This window comes from Paraburkholderia sp. BR13444 (genome assembly GCF_040948755.1).
GTDB lineage: Bacteria > Pseudomonadota > Gammaproteobacteria > Burkholderiales > Burkholderiaceae > Paraburkholderia > Paraburkholderia youngii.
Genome location: NZ_JBFPKM010000001.1, coordinates 750,141 through 769,096, shown reverse-complemented (window position 1 = coordinate 769,096; position 18,956 = coordinate 750,141). Strand labels below are relative to the sequence as shown.

The following is an 18,956-nucleotide window of genomic DNA, read 5'->3' as shown; positions in this document are numbered from 1 at the left end:
ATGGATTTTTCTCTGACTGAAGATCACGTCACGCTGCAAGACGCCGTGCGCCGCTTCTGCGATGGCGAATATCCCGCGCATCTGCGTGGCAACGCCGAGGACCGCGAACTTGCCGCCAGGCGTCGCCGTGGGCTGGCCGAGATGGGCGTGACCGGCCTCGTGATCGACGCCGATCATGGCGGCAGCGGATGCGGTGCGGTGGAAACGATGCTGGTCGCGCAGCAATTGGGCCGCGTGCTCGGCGGAGCGGGCTGGTTAGCGAGCGGGCTGCCGGCTGCCACGCTGATCGGCTCGGCCGGCAGCGACGAACAGAAGGTCACATGGCTCGAAGCCGTGGCAAGAGGCGAAGAGGTGCTGGCGTTCGCCGTTAGCGAGGCCGAGTCGCGTTACGACGTCACGCGTCTGGCGGTGCCAGCAACCGAAACTGGCGACGGCTGGAAGATCAACGGCACGAAGACCATTGTGTTCGACGCCGCAATCGCTGGCGCCTTCGTGGTGGCCGTGCGTACCTCGGGCCAGCGCGGCGACAGGCAAGGCCTGACTCTGTTCCTCGTGGACGCGAAGGCGCCCGGCATCAGCCTGCGCAACTTCGAGACAATCGACGCACGTGAAGCCGCGCACGTCACGTTCGCCAATGTGTCGGTGACCAAGGCCGATCTGATCGGTTCGCCCGGTGCGGCCCACGACCTCATCGAAGCTGCCCTCGACCGCGCGAACGCCGCGCTGGTGGCGGAGTCGGTCGGCGTGCTCGAAGCACTGCTCGAACACACGTCCGAACACCTGAGCACACGCACACAGTTCGGCGCGCCACTCGCGAAGTTCCAGGCGCTTCAACACCGGGTGGCCGACATGCTGATCTCGCTCGAACAGAGCAAGTCGATGGCCTGCGCCGCCGCGATGGCCGTGGATGGGAACGATCCTGACCGGCGCCGCCGTTTCGTGTCGGCGGCGAAGGCCTATGTCGGCGACGCATGCCGAACAGCGGGCGAATGGGGCATCCAGCTGCACGGCGGCATGGGCATGACCGAAGAGTGCCGCGTCGGCCATTACGCGAAGCGCATGTTCGCGATCAACATGACCTATGGCGACGCGAGCTGGCATCTGCAGCGCTTCACTTCGCAGCGTCTTGCCCAGGGGGAAGCATGAGCCTGAACGGAGCAGCTTATATCGTCGGGGCTTACGAGCACCCGACGCGCAAGGCCGACGAACTGTCGGTGCTGCGCCTGCACGCCGATGTGGCAAAGGGCGCACTCGACGACGCGGGCCTGACCAAGGACGACATTGACGGCTACTTCTGCGCCGGTGACGCGCCAGGCCTCGGCACCACGACAGTCGCCGAATACCTCGGCCTCAAGCTTCGCCACGTCGATTCGACCGAATGCGGCGGCTCCGCGCCGATCCTTCACGTCGCGCATGCGGCCGAAGCGATCAAGGCCGGCCGTTGCAACGTGGCGCTGATCACGCTAGCGGGCCGGCCGCGCGCAGCAGGCGCCGCGCTGTCGCTGAAGGCGCCGGACCCGGACGCGCCGGAAGTGCAGTTCGAGCTGCCGTTCGGACCGGCTACGCAGAACCTGTACGGCATGGTCGCGAAGCGTCACATGTACGAATTCGGCACCACGAGCGAACAACTTGCATGGATCAAGGTGGCGGCCTCGCACCACGCGCAGCACAACCCGAACGCGATGCTGCGCAATGTCGTGACCGTCGAGGACGTCGTCAATTCGCCGATGGTGTCCGATCCGCTGCATCGACTGGACTGCTGCGTGATGAGCGACGGCGGCGGTGCGTTGATCGTCGCGCGTCCGGAGATCGCGAAGAAGCTCAACCGTCCGCTCGTCAAGGTACGGGGCACGGGCGAGGCGCCCAAGCACGCGGCCGGCGGCAAGATCGACCTGAGCTGGTCGGCGGCGAAGTGGTCGGGCGCGGCCGCGTTCGCCGAGGCTGGCCTCACGCCGGAGGACATTAAGTACGCGTCGCTGTACGACAGCTTCACGATCACAGTGCTCATGCAGCTCGAAGACCTCGGCTTTTGCAAGAAGGGGGAGGGCGGCAAGTTCGTGATGGACGGCAACCTGATTTCGGGCGTCGGCAAGCTGCCGTTCAACACCGATGGCGGTGGTCTGTGCAACAACCATCCCGCGAACCGCGGTGGCGTCACGAAGGTGATCGAGGCCGTGCGCCAACTGCGCGGCGAGGCTCATCCGGCCGTGCAGGTCAAAGATTGCGATATCGCGCTCGCGAACGGTATCGGCGGCGCGCTGGCGTCGCGTCACACCGCGGGCACGCTGATCATGGAACGGGAGTAATCATGAGCACAACCCAATCGACCACCGGCACACCGGCTCAGGGCGCGGCGCCTGCTGCCAGACCCGCCGCGAAGCCCGCTGGCCCGCGCCGCATCCACGCGCCGCGCGTGCTACCCGAGGCCATGCCGTTCTGGGTCGCCGCGAAGGAAGGGCGCCTGCTTATCAAGCGCTGCCAGGACTGCGGTGAAACGCATTACTACCCGCGCGACATCTGCCCGCACTGCATGAGCTCGAACACCGAATGGTTCGATACGAAGGGGCTGGGCGCGGTCTATTCGTTCAGTACGATGGGCAAGGACGAGGCGCGCTACACGCTCGCCTACGTGACGCTCGACGAAGGCGTGACGATGCTGACCAATCTGGTCGACTGCGATCCCGCGGCGCTCTCGGTTGGCCAGCGCGTAAAGCTCGTCTTCAAGCCGAGCGAAGGCGAATATCCAGTGCCGATGTTCACGCCGGCCTGAACGAAATCCAGAGAGGAGACACGGCATGTCAGCCGATTTCAAGGAACAGCACGGCCGCCACGATCCGCACAAAGGTCCGCTGTCGCGTTTCACGATCATCGACGCCTCGCGCGTACGCGCGGGCCCCACGGCCGTGCGCGTGTTCGCGGACATGGGTGCGCGCGTGATCAAGCTGGAGATTCCGCGAGGCGCGCCGGGCGGCGACGACATGATCGGCGGCCGTGACCATAACCGCGCCGACTACGAGAATCTGCACCGCAACAAGGAAAGCCTGACGCTGAACATGAAGGACCCGGCCGGCCTCGAGATTCTTCGCGAGCTGGTCAAGCGTGCGGACGTCTTCATCGAGAACTTCCGCCCCGACGTCAAGGATCGCCTCGGCATCGGCTACGAAACGCTGCGCGCCATCAATCCGCGCCTCGTTTATGCAAGCATTTCGGGCTTCGGTCAGGATGGCCCCTATGCGAAGTGGCCCGGCTTCGACTCCATCGCACAGGGCATGGGCGGCTTGATGAGCCTCACCGGCAAGCCGGGCGAAGGCCCGATGCGCGTCGGCATCCCGATTGCAGACCTGTGCTCGGGGCACTTCTGCGCGCAGGCGATCATGACCGCGCTGCTCGAGCGCGAAGCTTCGGGCGAGGGCCAGTGGGTGCAGACCTCGCTGCTCGAAGCACAGATCGCGATGCTCGACTTCCAGGCCGCGCAGTGGCTGGTGGACAAAAAGGTGCCGCAGCAGGTCGGCAACGAGCATCCGCTCACGGTGCCGACCGGCGTGTTCCCGACCAGCGATGGCTTCCTGAACCTGGCCGCGATCGGCAATGCGATGTTCGGGCGCCTGTGCGAGGCGCTCGGCTTGCAGCAGCTGGTCGGCCAGCCTGGCTACGAATCGGATCCTGCCCGCGTCGAGAACCGCGATGCGGTCAACAAGGCGGTCGGCGATGTGTTCCTCACGCGCACCACGCGGGAGTGGACCGAGCTGCTGATCAAGGTCGGCGTGCCGTGCGGCCCGATCTACAAGGTCAACGAAGTATTCGACGATCCGCAGGTCAAGCATCTGGGCGTCGCGTGGCCGGCCGATGTGCCGGGCAAGGGCGAAGTGTCGTTCGTCGGCACGCCGTTCCGTCTGTCGCGCTACCCGCGCGCGCAGACGCCGCGCCTCGCGCCAGAGCAGGGCGAGCATACGCAGGCGATCCTGAACGAGCTTGGCTACGACGATCAACAGATAGAGCAGTGGCGCTCGGCCTTCGTGGTCTGACGCACGCTCACGGCAGGTATTGAAGAGAGGGAGACGAAATGGCACGACTGGTCGCCGGATTCGGTTCATCGCACAGCATCATGCTGGTTTGCCAGCGCGAAGACTGGCAGCATGGTTTCAAGCAGGTCGATCCGAAGAATCCGCATTACTTCGATCGCCTCGGCAACCCCACGACCTATGAAGCCTTGCTCGAGATCGCCCCGACGGATTCCGAGGCGATGGTGTCGGCCGAGAGGATGGGCGAGCGCTACGATCAGGCCGAAGCCGCCATGGACGAAGTGCGCGATCGTATCCGCGCGGCGAAACTCGACGTGCTGCTCGTGGTCGGCGACGACCAGACCGAGCTGTTTCGCACGACCAACAACCCGGCATTCGCGATCTACTATGGCGAGACGATCCGCAACGCGAAGCGCGAGGTGAGCCCGAACGCGAACTGGTATGCGCGCGCTCGCACGATGCGCCAGGAGCCCGATGCCGACGTGCACTACCCCGTTAAGGCCGACATGGCGCGCTGGCTGATCCGCGAACTGTGCGACCGCGATTTCGACATCGCGGCGATGGACGGTCTCGAGCGCGACCAGTACGAGGGCCACGCGTTCTCATTCATTCACCGCCGCTATTTGCAGGGTCTCGACCTGCCAGTGATTCCGGTGATCATCAACACGTTCGATCCGCCGAACCAGCCCACGCCGCGCCGCTGCATCCAGCTCGGCCGGGCGCTGCGCGAGCTGATCGAAGCCTATCCGGAAGACCTGCGAGTGGGCGTGCTGGCTTCCGGCGGCCTGTCGCACTTCGTCGTGGACGAGGACCTCGACACCGGCATCATCGATGCAATCCGCCGCAAGGACAGTGAATGGCTGGCCGCGCTGGATCCGAAGAAGCTGCAGGCTGGCAGCTCGGAGATCCGTAACTGGATCATCGGCGTAGAGGCACTGAAGTCACTCGAGCTCGAATGGGTCAACTACGTGCCCGGTTACCGCACGCCGGCCCTGACCGGCACGGGCCTCGCTTTCGCGGCCTGGCATACGCTCGACTGAACGCGGCAGTCCGGTCCGTTCAGGACGGGGGCTCGCATGACACTTCAAGTTTCTTTCAGGAAAGTACAACACATCATGGTTGACCAAAACGTACAGCGCCTGCGCCGGCTCGATTGCTGCGCCGTCTCGGACGCGCTCGACAAACTCAAGCTGAGCGGCGTGGTGAGCGGTTTGCCGCAACGCGCCGGTGCGGGCCGCGTCGCGGGCCGCGCGATCACCGTCAAGCTTGGCACGGGCGAAGCGCCCCCGGGGCCGCCGGTGCACCTTGGTTGCACGGCTGTCGAACAGGCCGACGGCGAGAACGTGATCGTCATTGAGCAGAGTAGCGGCGTGGAAGCTGGTTGCTGGGGCGGTCTGCTGTCGCTGGCGGCGAAGGTGCGCGGCGTGGCCGGCGTGGTCGCGGACGGCCCGGTGCGCGACATCGACGAAGCCGTTGCCTACGAACTGCCCGTGTTCAGCCGCTCGACGACGGCTCGCACCGCGCGCGGCCGCGTTGTCGAGAAGGGTACGAATATTCCGGTGCAGATCGGTGACGTTCGCGTGGAAGCCGGCGACTACGTCGTGGCGGACAACAGCGCCGCGATTTTCATTCGCGCAGCCGACATCGAAGCCGTGTTGGAAGTTGCCGAAATGATCGTCAACAAGGAGGCCGCGATGGCCAAGGCGATTCTGGCCGGCACGCCGGTCGGGCGGGTGATGGGCGGCAGCTACGAGCATATGCTCAAGTAAGCGGCATCCGGACAAACGCAGGAAATACGCAGGAATCCATTCCATGACGACTCAGGACAAGAACGTCGAGCGCGCAGCAAAGCTCGACACGGCGACCCTTTCCGACGCACTCGACAAGCTCGGCATCGTGGGCCAGTGCTACAAGATCAAGCCCCGCAGCTCGGATTTTCGCACCACCGGCCGCGCCTACACGATCAAATACGGTCCGCCTTCGAACCCGCCGGGCACAGTGGGCGACTTCATCGACGACGTGCCGGTCGGCAGCATTGTCGTGCTCGACAACAACGGCCGTGAAGACGCCACCGTGTGGGGCGACATCATGACCGAGATCGCGCACCGCCGTGGCATTGCCGGCACCGTGATCAACGGAGTGTGCCGCGACGTCGCGCTGTGCCTGAAGCTCGGCTACCCGGTGTTCAGCCGCGATCACTGGATGCGCACCGGCAAGGACCGCGTGCAGGTCGAAGCCGTGAACGTGCCGGTCAACATCGGTGAGGCGCGTGTCGCGCCGGGAGACCTGCTGCGCGGCGATGCCGACGGTGTGATCGTCATTCCGCGCGAGCATGAGGACGCTGTGCTCGAGGCCGCCGAAACGATTCACAACGCTGAAGAAGCGATCCGCGAGGCCTGCCGTGGCGGCATGCGTCTCGACGAGGCACGCAGGCAGTACAAGTACCACCAGTTGCAGACCAAGGGGAAGTAATGAGCGCCACGAACAACGTCAAGGAACACGATTCGTCTACGACGATTCGCACCGATTTCGAGCGCGTCGACGCGAAGGTCGTCGAAGCCGCGCGCAACGTGCCGGCAGCCGCATTGCACGAGGCTGGCGGCAAGATCGGCGTGCTGCCGACTTCGATCAGGCCGGTCGCGCCGGGCTTCCGGATCTGCGGCACGGCATTCACCGTGCATTCGCCGGGCGGTGACAACCTTTGGCTGCACCGTGCCATCCTCGCGGCCAAGCCGGGCGACGTACTCGTCGTCTACGCGAACGGTGCGTACGATCATGGCTATTGGGGCGAGGTCATGACCACGGCGGCCAAGGTGCGTGGTCTTGCGGGCCTCGTCATCGACGGCTGCGTGCGCGATGCCGACCTGCTGGAACAGATTGGCTTCCCGGTGTTCTCACGCGGTCTGTCGATTCGCGGCACGGGCAAGGACTATGGCGCGATCGGCTGGCTCAATGCGCCGGTGCTGCTCGGCAACACGACGGTCGAGCCCGGCGACCTGATCGTCGGCGACCGCGACGGCGTGGTTGCGGTACCGCGTGCCCGTGCGTCCGAAGTGGTCGCGAAAGCCGCGCAGCGCGAAATCGATGAAGCGACAATCTGCAAGCGCATCGAGGCCGGAGAGACCACGATGCAGATCTACGGCTTTCATTGAATCGAACATACGGGAGAGATGGCAATGAGTGAGATGGCACCGGGCCAGGCGCCGGAATTGGTGGTCAATGGCCGAGAGGCCGTCATCACGCTGCGCCGTCCACAGGTCGCGAACCGCCTTGAGTTCTCCGATCTCGAGACGATTCGCGGCTACCTGCGCGAAGTGAATGCGATGGAGCACGTGCTCGTTCTGCATCTGCGCGCCGAGGGCAGGCATTTCTGCTCGGGCTTCAATATCCACAGCGTCGGCGCCGGCAATATCGGCGAAGCTTTCGAGGCCCTCGCGGGAGAGCTGGAAACCGCGCGGCCGGTGACGATCGCTGCGGTGAACGGCGGCATCTATGGCGGCGCGACGGATCTCGCGCTGGCCTGCGATTTTCGCTATGGCGTCACGCATTCGCAGATGTTCGTGCCGGCCGCGAAGCTCGGTCTGCTGTTCTATCAGGGCGGACTGCACCGCTATGTTTCGCGTCTTGGCGTGAACGTGGCCAAGCGTCTGCTGCTCACGGGCGCGAGCTTCGATGCCGGGCAGATGCGCGATTGCGGCTTCCTCGACGAGGTGGTCGAACCCGCGCGTCTGGAAGAGGTGACCGGCGCATTGGGCGCGCAACTGGGTGGCATGGCGCCGCTCGCGCTGCTCGGCATGAAGAAGCATCTGACGCGCATCGCGGCGGGTCGCTTCGATGCTGTCGATTACGCGCAGGATCTGGCCCGCGCCGATGCCTCCGACGATCTGCGCGAGGGTGCGCTGGCCTGGCAGGAAAAGCGCGCGCCCGCATTCAAGGGGTGCTGAGAGGCGCTGAACGCATTTTTATTGAGGGCGCATGTTGCGCCCGATCTTTTTCGGGGTTCATCTGGCAATGATTGCGGCGATCCATCCGTACATACGCAAGATTATGGACGGCGAACTGGCGGCACCGCCGATCAGCACCACGCTCGGCAACAGGATTGTGCTGGTCGATATCGAGGCGGGCCGCATCGAATGCGAATATCAGGGCTTGCCTGCATTCGCGAATCCTGCCGGGCAGGTTCAGGGCGGAATGCTCGCGGCGATGCTCGACGACGTCACGGCGTTGCTATGCATGGCCTCGCTGCGCGAGGACAAGCATTGCGCGACGCTGAGCCTGAATGTGTCTTTTCTGCGCCCGGGCAAGGCCGGCCTGATTACCGGCCGCGCGAGCCTCGTGCGTCAGGGTTCGCGCGTCGTCAATGTCGAGGGCGAACTCTGGCAGGACGACAAGCTGCTCGCGACGGCAACGGCGGTCAATCTGGTCGCCTGATTTCAGCGCTGCTCGGCTGAGACGTCTGAACCGGTCGCATCGTAGCGCCATTGCGGTTGGGGGAGTGTGCCCGTTACGGTGGTTGCAGATGTTTCTACCTGCGTTCTAGAGGCCGTCATCGTGATGACTGAGCCTGATGGCCTGAGATCCGGCGCCAGCGTTCGGGCAGCTTCGGTTGTCCATTTGATTTCGAAAGGAAAATGAATGAAGGTTTTGGTGTCGGTGAAACGCGTCGTCGATTACAACGTGAAGGTCCGCGTGAAGTCGGACGGTACGGGCGTCGATATTGCGAACGTGAAAATGTCGATGAATCCGTTCGATGAAATCGCGGTTGAAGAGGCGGTGCGGCTGAAGGAAGCGGGCGTCGCGACCGAAGTGATCGCCGTGTCGGCCGGTGTGACGCAGTCGCAGGAAACGCTGCGCACGGCGCTCGCGATCGGTGCGGACCGCGCGATCCTGATCGAATCGAACGAAGACCTGCAGCCGCTGGCCGTTGCCAAGCTGCTCAAGGCGCTGGTCGACAAGGAGCAGCCGCAACTGGTGATCCTCGGCAAGCAGGCCATCGACGACGACTCCAACCAGACCGGCCAGATGCTCGCCGCGCTCGCGAACCTGCCGCAGGCGACGTTCGCGTCGAAGGTGGTCGTGGCGGATGGCAAGGCGACGGTATCGCGTGAAGTGGATGGCGGCGCGGAAACGCTGTCGCTGACGCTGCCGGCCGTGGTCACGACCGATCTGCGCCTGAACGAGCCGCGCTACGTGACGCTGCCGAACATCATGAAGGCCAAGAAAAAGCCGCTGGAAACGGTGAAGCCCGAAGACCTCGGCGTCGATGTCACGCCGCGTCTGAAGACGCTGAAGGTCGCCGAGCCTCCGAAGCGCTCCGCCGGTGTGAAGGTGCCGGACGTGAAGACGCTGGTCGAGAAGCTGAAGACCGAAGCCAAGGTGCTGTGAGGAGACGCAAGAAATGACGAATCTGGTTAACCTGGTAGTAGCAGAACACGACAATGCATCGATCAAGGCCGCGACGCTGAACACGATCGCCGCGGCACAGAAGGTCGGCGGTGATATTCACGTGCTGGTGGCGGGCCACAATGCGCAAGCCGCGGCCGATGCCGCGGCGAAGATCGCCGGCGTCGCCAAGGTACTGCTGGCCGACGCGCCGCAACTCGAAGCGGGTCTCGCGGAAAACGTCGAAGCGACGGTGCTGACGCTTGTGCAAGATGCGGCCAGGAACTACACGCACATCCTCGCGCCGGCTACCGCGTACGGCAAGAACATCGCGCCGCGTATCGCCGCAAAGCTCGACGTCGCGCAGATCAGCGACATCACCGCGGTGGACAGCGCCGACACGTTCGAGCGTCCGATCTACGCGGGCAACGCCATTGCGATCGTGCAATCGGCTGATCCGATCAAGGTCATCACCGTGCGCTCGACCGGTTTCGACGCCGTCGCAGCCGAAGGCGGCAGCGCAGCGGTCGAAAAGATCGAAGCCGCGGCCGACGCAGGCATCTCGCAGTTCGTGAGCCGCGAAGTGACGAAGCTCGATCGTCCGGAACTGACGAGCGCGAAGATCATCGTGTCGGGTGGCCGGGGTCTGGGCAATGGCGAGAACTACACGAAGGTGCTCGAGCCGCTGGCCGACAAGCTCGGCGCGGCGCTGGGCGCATCGCGCGCGGCCGTCGACGCGGGCTTCGTGCCGAACGACTATCAGGTCGGCCAGACCGGCAAGATCGTCGCGCCGCAACTGTATGTCGCGGTCGGCATCTCGGGCGCGATCCAGCATCTCGCCGGCATGAAGGACAGTAAGGTCATCGTAGCGATCAACAAGGACGAAGAAGCGCCGATCTTCAGCGTGGCGGATTACGGCCTCGTCGGTGATCTGTTCACCGTCGTGCCGGAACTTATAAGCAATCTCGAGGCACTGGCGTGATAGCGCACGTTGCGACGACGGCGCCCGAAAAAGTCGTCTCGCGTACTCGCGAACAATGGCTGGGCCATGGAGCCGCGAGCTAGCTGCCGGGGATGGCAGCCGCGCACGGTCACCCGGACCGTGCGCGGTCTCGCGCGTGGGATGGAAATCAGAGCTGCGGATGCGGGCCTGGAGTCTGTGCAACAGAGCAATAAAGATAAGCCCGATTGCCGCGGCGGATCTTCACCTGAGCCCTCATCGCGATAACCTCTCGATCAAAGTGGCGTTCGTCGAACACTGAGTTGCGTTTCAATCTGCCTCGCGACTTCCGGCATACCGGAAGCCGCGACCAACCTCAAACAGCCACAGCCGCGCCGCCAACGTCCTTCATGGCCACGCCGGTGGCAGCTTCGCACGCCTCGCGAACCGCCTGGGGCTGCCCCGGATGGAACAGGAAATGATGCAGTAGCTTGCTCCACTTGGGATGACGCTCATACTCGCCGCGAGGCAGACTGTTCGTGAAGAAATCCCGCCAGTCGCCGCAGGGCAGCGCAATGCCCTGAGGTCCGGCAGACTCCCGCAGGACGCCCTTCGGATCACGCCCCTGCGCTACGGCTTCCATGTCCCGGAAGTACTGACGGCGAATCATCACAATGCCGGCGTCGCTGGCAGCCAGGTTTTCACGGGTACGGTCTGCTATACGCCCCTGTCCGCACCACGCGATGATGTCCTGGTTGATCACATGCGAGCTGATCCATTTGCCGCTCTGCGGATCCGTGACCGGCGCATGCCAGGTTGGAATGCTCTCCTGGACATAGGGCTCGGACTCGCGGGGCACGCGTACGTACGACCACGTCACATTGAGCGTGTTTTCGTCGTCGATGGGCACCCGCCACTCGAAATGGTCCCCGAGAAAAAAGCCATTGGGCCAGAGACAGACACGACCAGCCGTCCAGAGCGGATGCGACTCGTCGGTATCCTCGGTCACACGCCGGTAGATGAAGCCGTGCTCGAACTCCTCGAATGCCATCTTGAGATGCGCCGGCGCATAGTCGCGCTCGCCGCGCTGCCGGCGTCCCCAGTTGGCGTGCATCCACTCGAAATGAAGCGGATCGATCGAATTTTCCTGGGTTTGCAGCCAATTGCAGGGCACGCTTGCGAATGCAACCTGCACGAAGCCGTTGCGCCAGTGGAACGGTTCCCAATCCGGCAACTGAGGAGCCGGTTTGGGCCCGAGATAGGCCCACAGCAAGCCAGCGCACGCACGGACCTCGTAGGCCTTGAGCTTGATCCGCTCACGCATGGTGCCTTGCGGTGCCACCAGATCCTGGTAAGGCTGCGCCACGCACTGCCCGCCATAGTTGTATTGCCAGCCGTGATAGTTGCAGCGCAGGCCATGGTCTTCGACAAAGCCGTAGGCCAGGTCTGCGCCGCGATGCGCGCAGTAGCGCTCCATCAGGCCGTAGTGTCCGCTCAGGTCCTTGTAAAGCACCAGATCTTCGCCAAGCAGACGCACCGGCTTGATCGCCTCTCGCTCGAGTTCGTCGATGCCGGCGATCGGATGCCAGTGTCGCCGCATTAGCTCGCCCATCGGCGTGCCCAGGCCAACCTGAGTCAGTTGGCGATTCTGTTCTTCGGTAAGCATGATGATCGTGTTCGTAGTTGGGAGTCGATGAGGTCAGCGTCAATGCCGTTTGTCGACATGGCGCACGGCGAGGAAGTAGTGGAACGCAGCCCACACGAGGACAATGCTCATCGAGAGCATCGCGTAGCGCAGACCGGCCGACGAAGCGTCCGCACAAGCATGCGTGAGCGGCGAGTCTGCCACCGCCCCAATCGCACCATGAGCGCCATGCGGGGACCGGCAGACTTTCGAGTAGTCGCCGGCCGTGAACAGATGGGCGGCAATGCGGTCGCTAAGGAAACCAATGAACGTCGGACCGCCGCCTTGGCCGATGAAGTTCATCATCAGGAACACGAAGGCCGAGGTCGTGGCGCGCATGCGTGGCGCAACGAGGCCGTGAATCGCCGCGAAAGTCGGTCCGTTCCAGGAGCTCAACAGGATCGTGGCGAGAAACAGCAACGCCGCCGCGAGATGCCAGTCGGACTGCATGAACGCGAGGGACATCGGCACGAAGCCAAGCAGCGTGCCCCAAGCCGGTACCCAGGCATACCAGCGCTTGTCGCTTGATCCGGCCCTGTCGGCAATCCATCCGCCGAGCGTCGTGCCGATCGCTCCACCGACACCGATCGTGAGACCAAACATCATCCCGGCCTGCGCGGCATTGAGGCCGAATTCGCGTGTTAGATACGCCGGAATGAACAGATTGATGCCGTACTGGGCGAACGCGCCGATCACTGTGCCCAGCAGGAGTTGCACGAACAACGGGCTGCGCAAGAGGATGGCCGCGATAGCGCCCAGCGAGGCATTGCGCTGCGCATCAACAGCGGTAATCCGGTCCATGGCGCCGCGTTCGGGCTCGCGCAAGCTCAGGAAAGCAATGACGGCCAGGATGAGGCCCGGTGCGCCGACGACCCAGAAAGCCGGCCGCCAGCCGAAATGTTGTGCAATCATTCCGCCTCCGATCGCGCCCCCGATCGCACCAAGCGGAGGACCGAGCGCATAGATCGCGAGGGCAGTGGCGCGGCGTCCCTCGGGGAACTCGTCCGAGATCAGCGAATGAGCGGTGGGCGTGCTGCCAGCCTCGCCGATACCGACGCCAAGCCGGTACAGAAGCAACTGCGCGAAATTGCCCGCCGTGCCGCACAGCACGGTCATCACCGACCATGCCGCAATCGACAGGGATATCAGCGTGACCCGGCTCATCCGGTCGGCGAGCCGGGCCATCGGGATGCCCAGCGTCGCGTAGAACAGCGAGAATGCGAGGCCGCCGAGCACCCCGATCTGCAGGTCGCTCAGGTTCATGTCGACCTTCATCGACTGCCCCACGACGGCGATGAAAATACGATCGATGAAGCTCGATGCGTAGATCAGGCTGAGCAGCAACAAGAGCCATGCACGATACCGCGAGCTTCTCTTGACCTCGAGCGCGGACAGTACGTTTCCGACGTTTTCCATAAAACTCTGCCTCCTCCTGGCCTTGATGGATCGCGGCAACCGCGCGACCCTGACCTTTTCTGGATGTCTGAGCACCAATGACATTGCTGGTGCGGTGCATTGCACTCGCCGATTGCAGCGAGCTGGCATGCAGCTTAGTCCGCCTATAATCCGTGGAACACAACAATCACATATGTGATTCAAAATCATGGTTATGGACTCCCTTCCTAAGGTCAAATCAGCCCACCGGGTTCTCGAAGTGCTCGAATATTTCGCGGAAACGCGAAGCCCCGCGACGATCAAGGAGATTTCGCAATCGCTTGGCTATCCGCAATCGAGTACCTCGGTCCTAATGAATAGCCTGACGGAAGCGGGCTATTTCGATCACGAAGCGCGCACCGGGCTGTATGTGCCCAATCTGCGGATTGCGCTCGCAACGGCCTGGATTCAGGAGGAGATGTACAGCGCGCAAAGCCTGTTGCGCCTGATGAGGAGCGTGCGCGATCGCTGCGGTCACACGGTCATGATCGGCGCGCAGCACGGAACCCATGTGCGTTATCTGCACGTGCTGCAAGCAACCCGCGCCGGCAGCTTCACGAGTTCGAGCGGTGCGCTGCGTCCCCTGTTTCACAGCGCCGCCGGCAAGATGTTGCTGACCACGAGAACAGATAGGGAGGTCGCGAACCTGCTACGCAAGGTCAACGCGCTCGAGCGCAATCCCGACTTGCACCTTGCACTGGAGGACGTACGCAAAAGCATCGCGCAGACGCTCCGCGACGGCTTTGCTCTTTCCACGGGCGTGTCCATGCCCGGAGCCGCTGCACTGGCAATGCTTCTGCCCATGAAGCGCGGCTACGATGCGATGACACTGAGTTTGGGCGGCCCAATCGATGAAATCAAACGCGATCGCGCCATGCTGCTTGACATGATGAACGAACTCGTCGACCCGTTTCGCATGCGCTCGTAGTCGCGTCGGCTCTCGGGCAAATTTCAGCAGCGCGCAAAAAGTTGGCGCTGTCTGCCGGTCGGGGCAAGCTAGCGCCGACCGTCGAACGGTCATTAACGACAGCGTCCGGCGCCGGCTATTGCCCGCACACCGGGCTAACGGTCACGGTGTCCGAAATCGGCGTCATAGTGGGCGGAGCATAGTAGATATAGGCGCTGGCGACGCAGGCCGGCTGCCCGTCGGTTGCAACGGAACAGGTGTTGCGGATGCTATTGCCGTACGCGTCGGTGGCCGTGAATGCCGGGTCCGGAACCATGTTGTCATAAGGCAGCACTTTGTAGTTCTGGCGCATGTCCCACACGATGGTGTGCCAGGACTGATAGGTTTGGGCGTGGTAGCCGCCGCCGCGCCCCGATGCGCCGCAGCGGGTCCACGCGTAGACCTCGCCGCGGATATACCCGTTCGCGTCGAATCCCGTCACATAGCTGGTCACATTTACACCGCCGCACGAGACCCCGAGCAGCGTCGGGTATGCCTCTGGCAATGGCAGGGTGACCTGAGCCTGCACAGCGGCACTCGCCAGCAGTCCCAGCAAACCAAGCATCTTCATGTCGTTTCTCCGGCTGATTGAAGTGTCGTGGCAGGTGGGTCGAACTGACGGATGGAGCACCTCAGGACTTGTGCCCGAGAGGCTGACGGTGCTTTGCGGAAGGCCAACAGGCAATAGGCAATACGCAATTCGAGAGCCGGTTGAAGCATGTTTGCCACCTGTTCTGTCCTTGTTATAGGTGAATTCAGGTAGTGCAACCGGCAACTTGGCGCCTTGCGCCTAGGACCGGCGCCTGAAAACTGGCGTTGCGCGCCGTTCTAACGCAGGCGCCGGACATCGATACACACGTATTGCGAACAGCAAGGAGTTCGCTGCCGTCCCTTCGGGTGACATCGCGAAACGCTGTGTCGCTTCCGTCACCCCGCAACCCGCATCGCAACCCCATCGAGTTGTTCTACAGATATCTTGTACGAGAAGTCATTTCGCACTGGCGGCGCTTGAACCTTCAAATCTAGCGGGCAACGCGATCAAGGGTCAACCTCATCGTATCCCGGGTGTGTGATCCAACACGAAGGTATCCACTGGGCATCGCAAGCGCCGCTTCGCCTTGTGCGGTCGCAGCTCATGGCGGCTATATGAGCCCCGCTTGCAGCAGACCTTCCCACCCCCCGCTGGGTTCGCCCCTACCGCAAGTGTAGGGAGTTGACCCATCCCAGATGCCTGCACGCATCTGCAGAATCAATCTACGGGTTCAGGTCGTCGGTACCCGGTGAGTGCCCCACCGTAGAGCATGACCTCCAGCGCGGTTCGCGCTGGCTGCCCCCTGGACGGAGGTCATATGTTCAGTATTCCAATCTGTCGGAACGGCTTTGCAGCGCTGCTGTTATTGCTATTCTCGTTGCCGTCATTTGCTCAGTCGTTCCGCGTGCAATGTCCACCGACAACGACGCTTCATCCGACCGCGCTGCGGGCTGGTGCGGGCGAACCGGCCTACGTCGGCCCGTCCGTGACCGGATCGAACTCGACCCCGACGAAGAACGTCAACGGCGCGATCAAGTGCCAGCAGATTTCGGGCGGCGATGGTTACGCGACGATGGGCGACGGCACGCAAACCTACATGTTCTCGTTCGGCCCGTTATCCGGTCTCGCCGATATTCGCAACGGTCTGCCCGGCACCGAGTTCGCCTCGGTGTTCAACGTCGTGGGCGATGCGAAAAACGATCCGAATTACAACGGCGCGGTCGGCCTCGCGCCCGATCCGGATTCGGTGCCAGCCGGTCAGTTGACCGGTCACGTCGACCCGCGGCCGATCATGGACATCGGCGTGATGAACGGCAACATTCCCGCGCCGACCATGGCCATCGACGAGGACGACGAGTTCTTCCTGACCCTCACCAACGTCGGGATGATCATGCGCCCCGACCTGTTCGAGCAGCACACGGTGCACTTTCACGGCTATCCGAACGCGTCCGCGTTCTTCGACGGCGTGCCGGATGCGTCGGTGGCGATCAACATCGGTGCGAGCTTCACGTACTACTACCTCGCACCGGATGCCGGCACCTACTTCTGGCACTGCCACATCACGCCGCCCGAGCATCTGCAGATGGGGATGGTCGGGCAGATCTACGTGCGGCCCAGGCAGAACCGCGTCACGACGGGGACGCTCTACGCCTCGCTGCAGCAGCAACAACTCGATCCGCGCACCGCATGCGGCAGCGACATCCTGTGCTCGACGCCGCTGCCGCCGCAAAACAGCGTGATGCACGTGAAGAACAAGAGCGGCACGCCGACGCTTTACGCCTACAACGACGGTGACGGTTCGACTGCGTACGACGTCGAGTATCCAGTTCAGATTCATGGCTTCGATCCGAACTTCCACTTCATCGGCATGACGTTCAACCCGGAGCCATTCGTCGATATGAAGGACAAGCACTTCATGTTGAACGGCCGCAGCTATCCGGACACGGTCACGCCAGGACCGATGCAGACGCCGGTCGCGGATGGATCGAAGCACTATTCGCAACCGCTGCCCGCGCTGATCAACATTCCGGCCGGCGGCCGCGCGCTGCTCAGAATCTCCGACCTCGACGTCACGGAGTTTCAGACGCTCGCTTCGCTCGGCATTCCAATGCACGTGATTGGCATGAATGCACGGCTGCTTCGTGACCTGGCCGGCAACGACATGACCTACAACACGAACTCCGTCACCCTGGGCGGCGGCGAGTCGATCGACGTGATTCTCGACGCGAGCGATACGACCAAATACGCGCCGGGCTCGGTCTATTACCTGTACACGCCGAACCTCGATCACCTGTCCAACGACGCCGAGAACTTCGGCGGGTTGATGACCGAGGTCCACATCTGCCACTCGGTGGACCCGACCACGAAGTCCTGCTCCTAGGAGAACAACCGTGGGTAACTTCATCAACGCAAGGTGGATCGCCCTGCGTGCGGACCCCGCATGCATCGCGCGTTTGACACGCTTCGCGCGATTCGGCGCCGTGTTGCTGGCGGCACTGTTCTGCCTGCATGCGCAGGCTGCCGCGCCGGGTATCACCGGAACGACATTCGATCTGAGCGCCGAGGCGAACCGTGTCAGCCAGCCGGACGGCGCGAGCATTTACGCGTGGGGTTACGGGTGCCGGACGGCGCCCGCGGGATTTTCGCCAGCGGGCATTGCGGGCGCGAACTGTCCCAGCATGCAGGTTCCGGGGCCGACACTGATCGTCAAGCAGGGCGACGTCGTGACGGTCAAGCTCACCAACAATCTGCCGGCCGCCGCGGGCAATACCTCGATCCTGTTTCCGGGCTTCCAGGTATGCGCGGCGGTGCTGAACCCGGACGGCACCTGTCCGGCGACGCAGACCGGCGTGCCAGGTGTGTTGACACGCGAGGCGACCCACGGCAACACGGTCACCTACAGCTTCGTGGCGGCGACGCCGGGAACGCACAGCTACTACAGCGGCACGCAGGGCGATCTGCAGATCGAAATGGGCTTGTCCGGCGCGCTGATCGTCTTGCCGACTTCCGCGCCCGGGACTCTCGCGGTGCCGACGGGCTGCCGCGCCGTATCCTCGACGCTGCCCGACGGCCAGCCCGATTACCGGAATGCTGCGGCGGCCTATAACCATAGCGCGACCTGCTACGACCGCGAGTATCTGTTCCAGTTTGCCGAAATGGATCCGCGCATCCACTCGCAGGCGGAACAGCAAGCGGCCAAAGCGTGCACCCAGTCCACCGGTTGTATGACCGTCGAAACCGAGCCCTATCACCCGGCCTATTTCCTGATCAACGGGCGCTCCATGCCTGATGACATGGACCCGAACTACGCGCCGCAATATCCGAATCAGCCGTACAACGGCAATCCGCACATGCATCCCGGCGAACTGGTGCTGCTGCGGGTGATCGGCACGGGGCGCTGGCAGCATCCGTTCCACGAACACGGCAATCACGTGCGCGTGCTGGCGCGCGACGGCAACCTGCTGCTCAGCAAGACGGATGCGACCAAGCTCGCCGGTCCCTTGCTGTTCACGACCACGACCACGCCAGGCCTCGCGATGGACGGCATTTTCTACTGGACCGGCAAGGGCCTGAATTGGGACGTGTACGGGCACAAGCCGGGCGACGGCAGCGTCTGTATTCCCGATGCGAACGGCTACTACACCGCTGACCCGAAAGCGCCGAATTACTACGAGTGGTGCGCCGATCACAACAAGGCGCTGGAAGCTCATCCATTTGGCAACGTAGGCAGCGGCGGTCCGGTCACCTTGCCGGATGCGCGTGTGCTGACCAACGGCGCCTGGTTCGGTGGCAGTCCCTACCTCGGGCCCGACGCCACCGTTCGCGCGACCGCTTACAACGGGACGACGCCGCCCAGCGGCACGGTCGTGAATCCACCGTCCGCCGAAGCCGGCTTCGCCTACATGTGGCACTCACACAATGAACGCGAGATCACCACGAACAACATCTTCCCAGGCGGAATGATGATGATGATGCTCGTGGATCCACAAGCTTTCACGATCAACGAAGGAAATTAG

At 63.4% G+C, this 18,956-nt stretch carries 18 protein-coding genes and 1 pseudogene; 16 read left to right on the top strand and 3 right to left on the bottom strand.

What is annotated here, in order from left to right; translation table 11 throughout:
- The 12 genes from AB3X95_RS03410 to AB3X95_RS03355 all read left to right on the top strand — a co-directional run bounded on the left by AB3X95_RS03410 (window position 1) and on the right by AB3X95_RS03355 (window position 10,386).
- Complete coding sequence (locus AB3X95_RS03410) at window positions 1-1,146, top strand: acyl-CoA dehydrogenase family protein (RefSeq protein WP_368620668.1); 1,146 nt, start codon at window positions 1-3, stop codon at window positions 1,144-1,146.
- Complete coding sequence (locus tag AB3X95_RS03405) at window positions 1,143-2,306, top strand: thiolase domain-containing protein (protein WP_176369325.1); 1,164 nt, start codon at window positions 1,143-1,145, stop codon at window positions 2,304-2,306. The genes AB3X95_RS03410 and AB3X95_RS03405 overlap by 4 nt, the downstream gene beginning before the upstream one ends.
- Before the next feature lie 2 nt (window positions 2,307-2,308).
- Window positions 2,309-2,770, top strand: coding sequence for a Zn-ribbon domain-containing OB-fold protein (locus AB3X95_RS03400; protein ID WP_176126015.1), 462 nt, complete (start codon window positions 2,309-2,311; stop codon window positions 2,768-2,770).
- A 25-nt stretch (window positions 2,771-2,795) separates the two neighbouring features.
- Window positions 2,796-4,025 (top strand): CaiB/BaiF CoA-transferase family protein, encoded by a 1,230-nt coding sequence (locus tag AB3X95_RS03395; protein WP_184227114.1) that lies wholly within the window; start codon window positions 2,796-2,798, stop codon window positions 4,023-4,025.
- Between the two features lie 38 nt (window positions 4,026-4,063).
- Entirely contained in the window at window positions 4,064-5,062 is a 999-nt protein-coding gene (locus AB3X95_RS03390) for a protocatechuate 3,4-dioxygenase (protein WP_184227113.1), read from the top strand.
- A 75-nt stretch (window positions 5,063-5,137) separates the two neighbouring features.
- Entirely contained in the window at window positions 5,138-5,791 is a 654-nt protein-coding gene (locus tag AB3X95_RS03385) for an RraA family protein (protein ID WP_176369328.1), read from the top strand.
- A 43-nt stretch (window positions 5,792-5,834) separates the two neighbouring features.
- A complete protein-coding gene (locus AB3X95_RS03380) occupies window positions 5,835-6,494 on the top strand; it encodes an RraA family protein (RefSeq protein ID WP_368620667.1) in 660 nt (219 codons plus the stop codon).
- On the top strand, window positions 6,494-7,174 hold the full coding sequence (locus AB3X95_RS03375; protein ID WP_368620666.1) for a 4-carboxy-4-hydroxy-2-oxoadipate aldolase/oxaloacetate decarboxylase: 681 nt from the start codon (window positions 6,494-6,496) through the stop codon (window positions 7,172-7,174). Before AB3X95_RS03380 ends, AB3X95_RS03375 begins: the two co-directional genes overlap by 1 nt.
- A 24-nt stretch (window positions 7,175-7,198) precedes the next feature.
- Complete coding sequence (locus tag AB3X95_RS03370) at window positions 7,199-7,966, top strand: enoyl-CoA hydratase/isomerase family protein (protein WP_368620665.1); 768 nt, start codon at window positions 7,199-7,201, stop codon at window positions 7,964-7,966.
- Window positions 7,967-7,997: 31 nt separating this feature from the next.
- Window positions 7,998-8,453, top strand: coding sequence for a PaaI family thioesterase (locus AB3X95_RS03365; RefSeq protein ID WP_176126008.1), 456 nt, complete (start codon window positions 7,998-8,000; stop codon window positions 8,451-8,453).
- 204 nt (window positions 8,454-8,657) lie between these two features.
- The gene (locus AB3X95_RS03360; RefSeq protein ID WP_368620664.1) at window positions 8,658-9,407 is read left to right on the top strand and encodes an electron transfer flavoprotein subunit beta/FixA family protein; all 750 of its coding nucleotides are present in this window, start codon (window positions 8,658-8,660) and stop codon (window positions 9,405-9,407) included.
- A gap of 22 nt (window positions 9,408-9,429) precedes the next feature.
- Complete coding sequence (locus AB3X95_RS03355) at window positions 9,430-10,386, top strand: electron transfer flavoprotein subunit alpha/FixB family protein (protein ID WP_368620774.1); 957 nt, start codon at window positions 9,430-9,432, stop codon at window positions 10,384-10,386.
- Window positions 10,387-10,720: 334 nt separating this feature from the next.
- Here the strand turns inward: AB3X95_RS03355 and AB3X95_RS03350 are convergent, their stop codons facing one another.
- Both AB3X95_RS03350 and AB3X95_RS03345 read right to left on the bottom strand, forming a co-directional pair.
- Window positions 10,721-12,010 carry a Rieske 2Fe-2S domain-containing protein gene (locus AB3X95_RS03350; RefSeq protein ID WP_368620663.1) on the bottom strand — a complete coding sequence of 430 codons (1,290 nt, stop codon included), beginning with the start codon at window positions 12,008-12,010 and terminating at the stop codon, window positions 10,721-10,723.
- 39 nt (window positions 12,011-12,049) lie between these two features.
- Window positions 12,050-13,633 (bottom strand): spinster family MFS transporter, encoded by a 1,584-nt coding sequence (locus AB3X95_RS03345; protein ID WP_368620662.1) that lies wholly within the window; start codon window positions 13,631-13,633, stop codon window positions 12,050-12,052.
- Between AB3X95_RS03345 and AB3X95_RS03340 the strand changes: the two are divergent.
- Window positions 13,632-13,790, top strand: a pseudogene (locus AB3X95_RS03340) (helix-turn-helix domain-containing protein); the annotation flags it as partial. The gene AB3X95_RS03345 and the pseudogene AB3X95_RS03340 sit on opposite strands and share 2 nt — an antisense overlap.
- A gap of 90 nt (window positions 13,791-13,880) precedes the next feature.
- Window positions 13,881-14,390 carry an IclR family transcriptional regulator C-terminal domain-containing protein gene (locus AB3X95_RS03335; RefSeq protein WP_368597537.1) on the top strand — a complete coding sequence of 170 codons (510 nt, stop codon included), beginning with the start codon at window positions 13,881-13,883 and terminating at the stop codon, window positions 14,388-14,390.
- Window positions 14,391-14,505: 115 nt separating this feature from the next.
- Here the strand turns inward: AB3X95_RS03335 and AB3X95_RS03330 are convergent, their stop codons facing one another.
- Window positions 14,506-14,979, bottom strand: a complete 474-nt coding sequence (locus AB3X95_RS03330) for a hypothetical protein (RefSeq protein ID WP_176367246.1) — start codon at window positions 14,977-14,979, stop codon at window positions 14,506-14,508.
- Window positions 14,980-15,757: 778 nt separating this feature from the next.
- Between AB3X95_RS03330 and AB3X95_RS03325 the strand changes: the two genes are divergently transcribed.
- Window positions 15,758-17,320 (top strand): multicopper oxidase family protein, encoded by a 1,563-nt coding sequence (locus AB3X95_RS03325; RefSeq protein WP_176367247.1) that lies wholly within the window; start codon window positions 15,758-15,760, stop codon window positions 17,318-17,320.
- Between the two features lie 64 nt (window positions 17,321-17,384).
- Window positions 17,385-18,956, top strand: coding sequence for a multicopper oxidase family protein (locus AB3X95_RS03320; protein ID WP_176120107.1), 1,572 nt, complete (start codon window positions 17,385-17,387; stop codon window positions 18,954-18,956).

Bases quoted from the DNA above. Each gene is read 5' to 3' on its own strand.
- AB3X95_RS03410 (WP_368620668.1), top strand. From the start codon at position 1: ATGGATTTTTCTCTGACTGAAGATCACGTCACGCTGCAAGACGCCGTG.
- AB3X95_RS03405 (WP_176369325.1), top strand. From the start codon at position 1,143: ATGAGCCTGAACGGAGCAGCTTATATCGTCGGGGCTTACGAGCACCCG.
- AB3X95_RS03400 (WP_176126015.1), top strand. From the start codon at position 2,309: ATGAGCACAACCCAATCGACCACCGGCACACCGGCTCAGGGCGCGGCG.
- AB3X95_RS03395 (WP_184227114.1), top strand. From the start codon at position 2,796: ATGTCAGCCGATTTCAAGGAACAGCACGGCCGCCACGATCCGCACAAA.
- AB3X95_RS03390 (WP_184227113.1), top strand. From the start codon at position 4,064: ATGGCACGACTGGTCGCCGGATTCGGTTCATCGCACAGCATCATGCTG.
- AB3X95_RS03385 (WP_176369328.1), top strand. From the start codon at position 5,138: ATGGTTGACCAAAACGTACAGCGCCTGCGCCGGCTCGATTGCTGCGCC.
- AB3X95_RS03380 (WP_368620667.1), top strand. From the start codon at position 5,835: ATGACGACTCAGGACAAGAACGTCGAGCGCGCAGCAAAGCTCGACACG.
- AB3X95_RS03375 (WP_368620666.1), top strand. From the start codon at position 6,494: ATGAGCGCCACGAACAACGTCAAGGAACACGATTCGTCTACGACGATT.
- AB3X95_RS03370 (WP_368620665.1), top strand. From the start codon at position 7,199: ATGAGTGAGATGGCACCGGGCCAGGCGCCGGAATTGGTGGTCAATGGC.
- AB3X95_RS03365 (WP_176126008.1), top strand. From the start codon at position 7,998: ATGTTGCGCCCGATCTTTTTCGGGGTTCATCTGGCAATGATTGCGGCG.
- AB3X95_RS03360 (WP_368620664.1), top strand. From the start codon at position 8,658: ATGAAGGTTTTGGTGTCGGTGAAACGCGTCGTCGATTACAACGTGAAG.
- AB3X95_RS03350 (WP_368620663.1), bottom strand. From the start codon at position 12,010: ATGCTTACCGAAGAACAGAATCGCCAACTGACTCAGGTTGGCCTGGGC.
- AB3X95_RS03345 (WP_368620662.1), bottom strand. From the start codon at position 13,633: ATGATTTTGAATCACATATGTGATTGTTGTGTTCCACGGATTATAGGC.
- AB3X95_RS03335 (WP_368597537.1), top strand. From the start codon at position 13,881: ATGTACAGCGCGCAAAGCCTGTTGCGCCTGATGAGGAGCGTGCGCGAT.
- AB3X95_RS03330 (WP_176367246.1), bottom strand. From the start codon at position 14,979: ATGAAGATGCTTGGTTTGCTGGGACTGCTGGCGAGTGCCGCTGTGCAG.
- AB3X95_RS03325 (WP_176367247.1), top strand. From the start codon at position 15,758: ATGTTCAGTATTCCAATCTGTCGGAACGGCTTTGCAGCGCTGCTGTTA.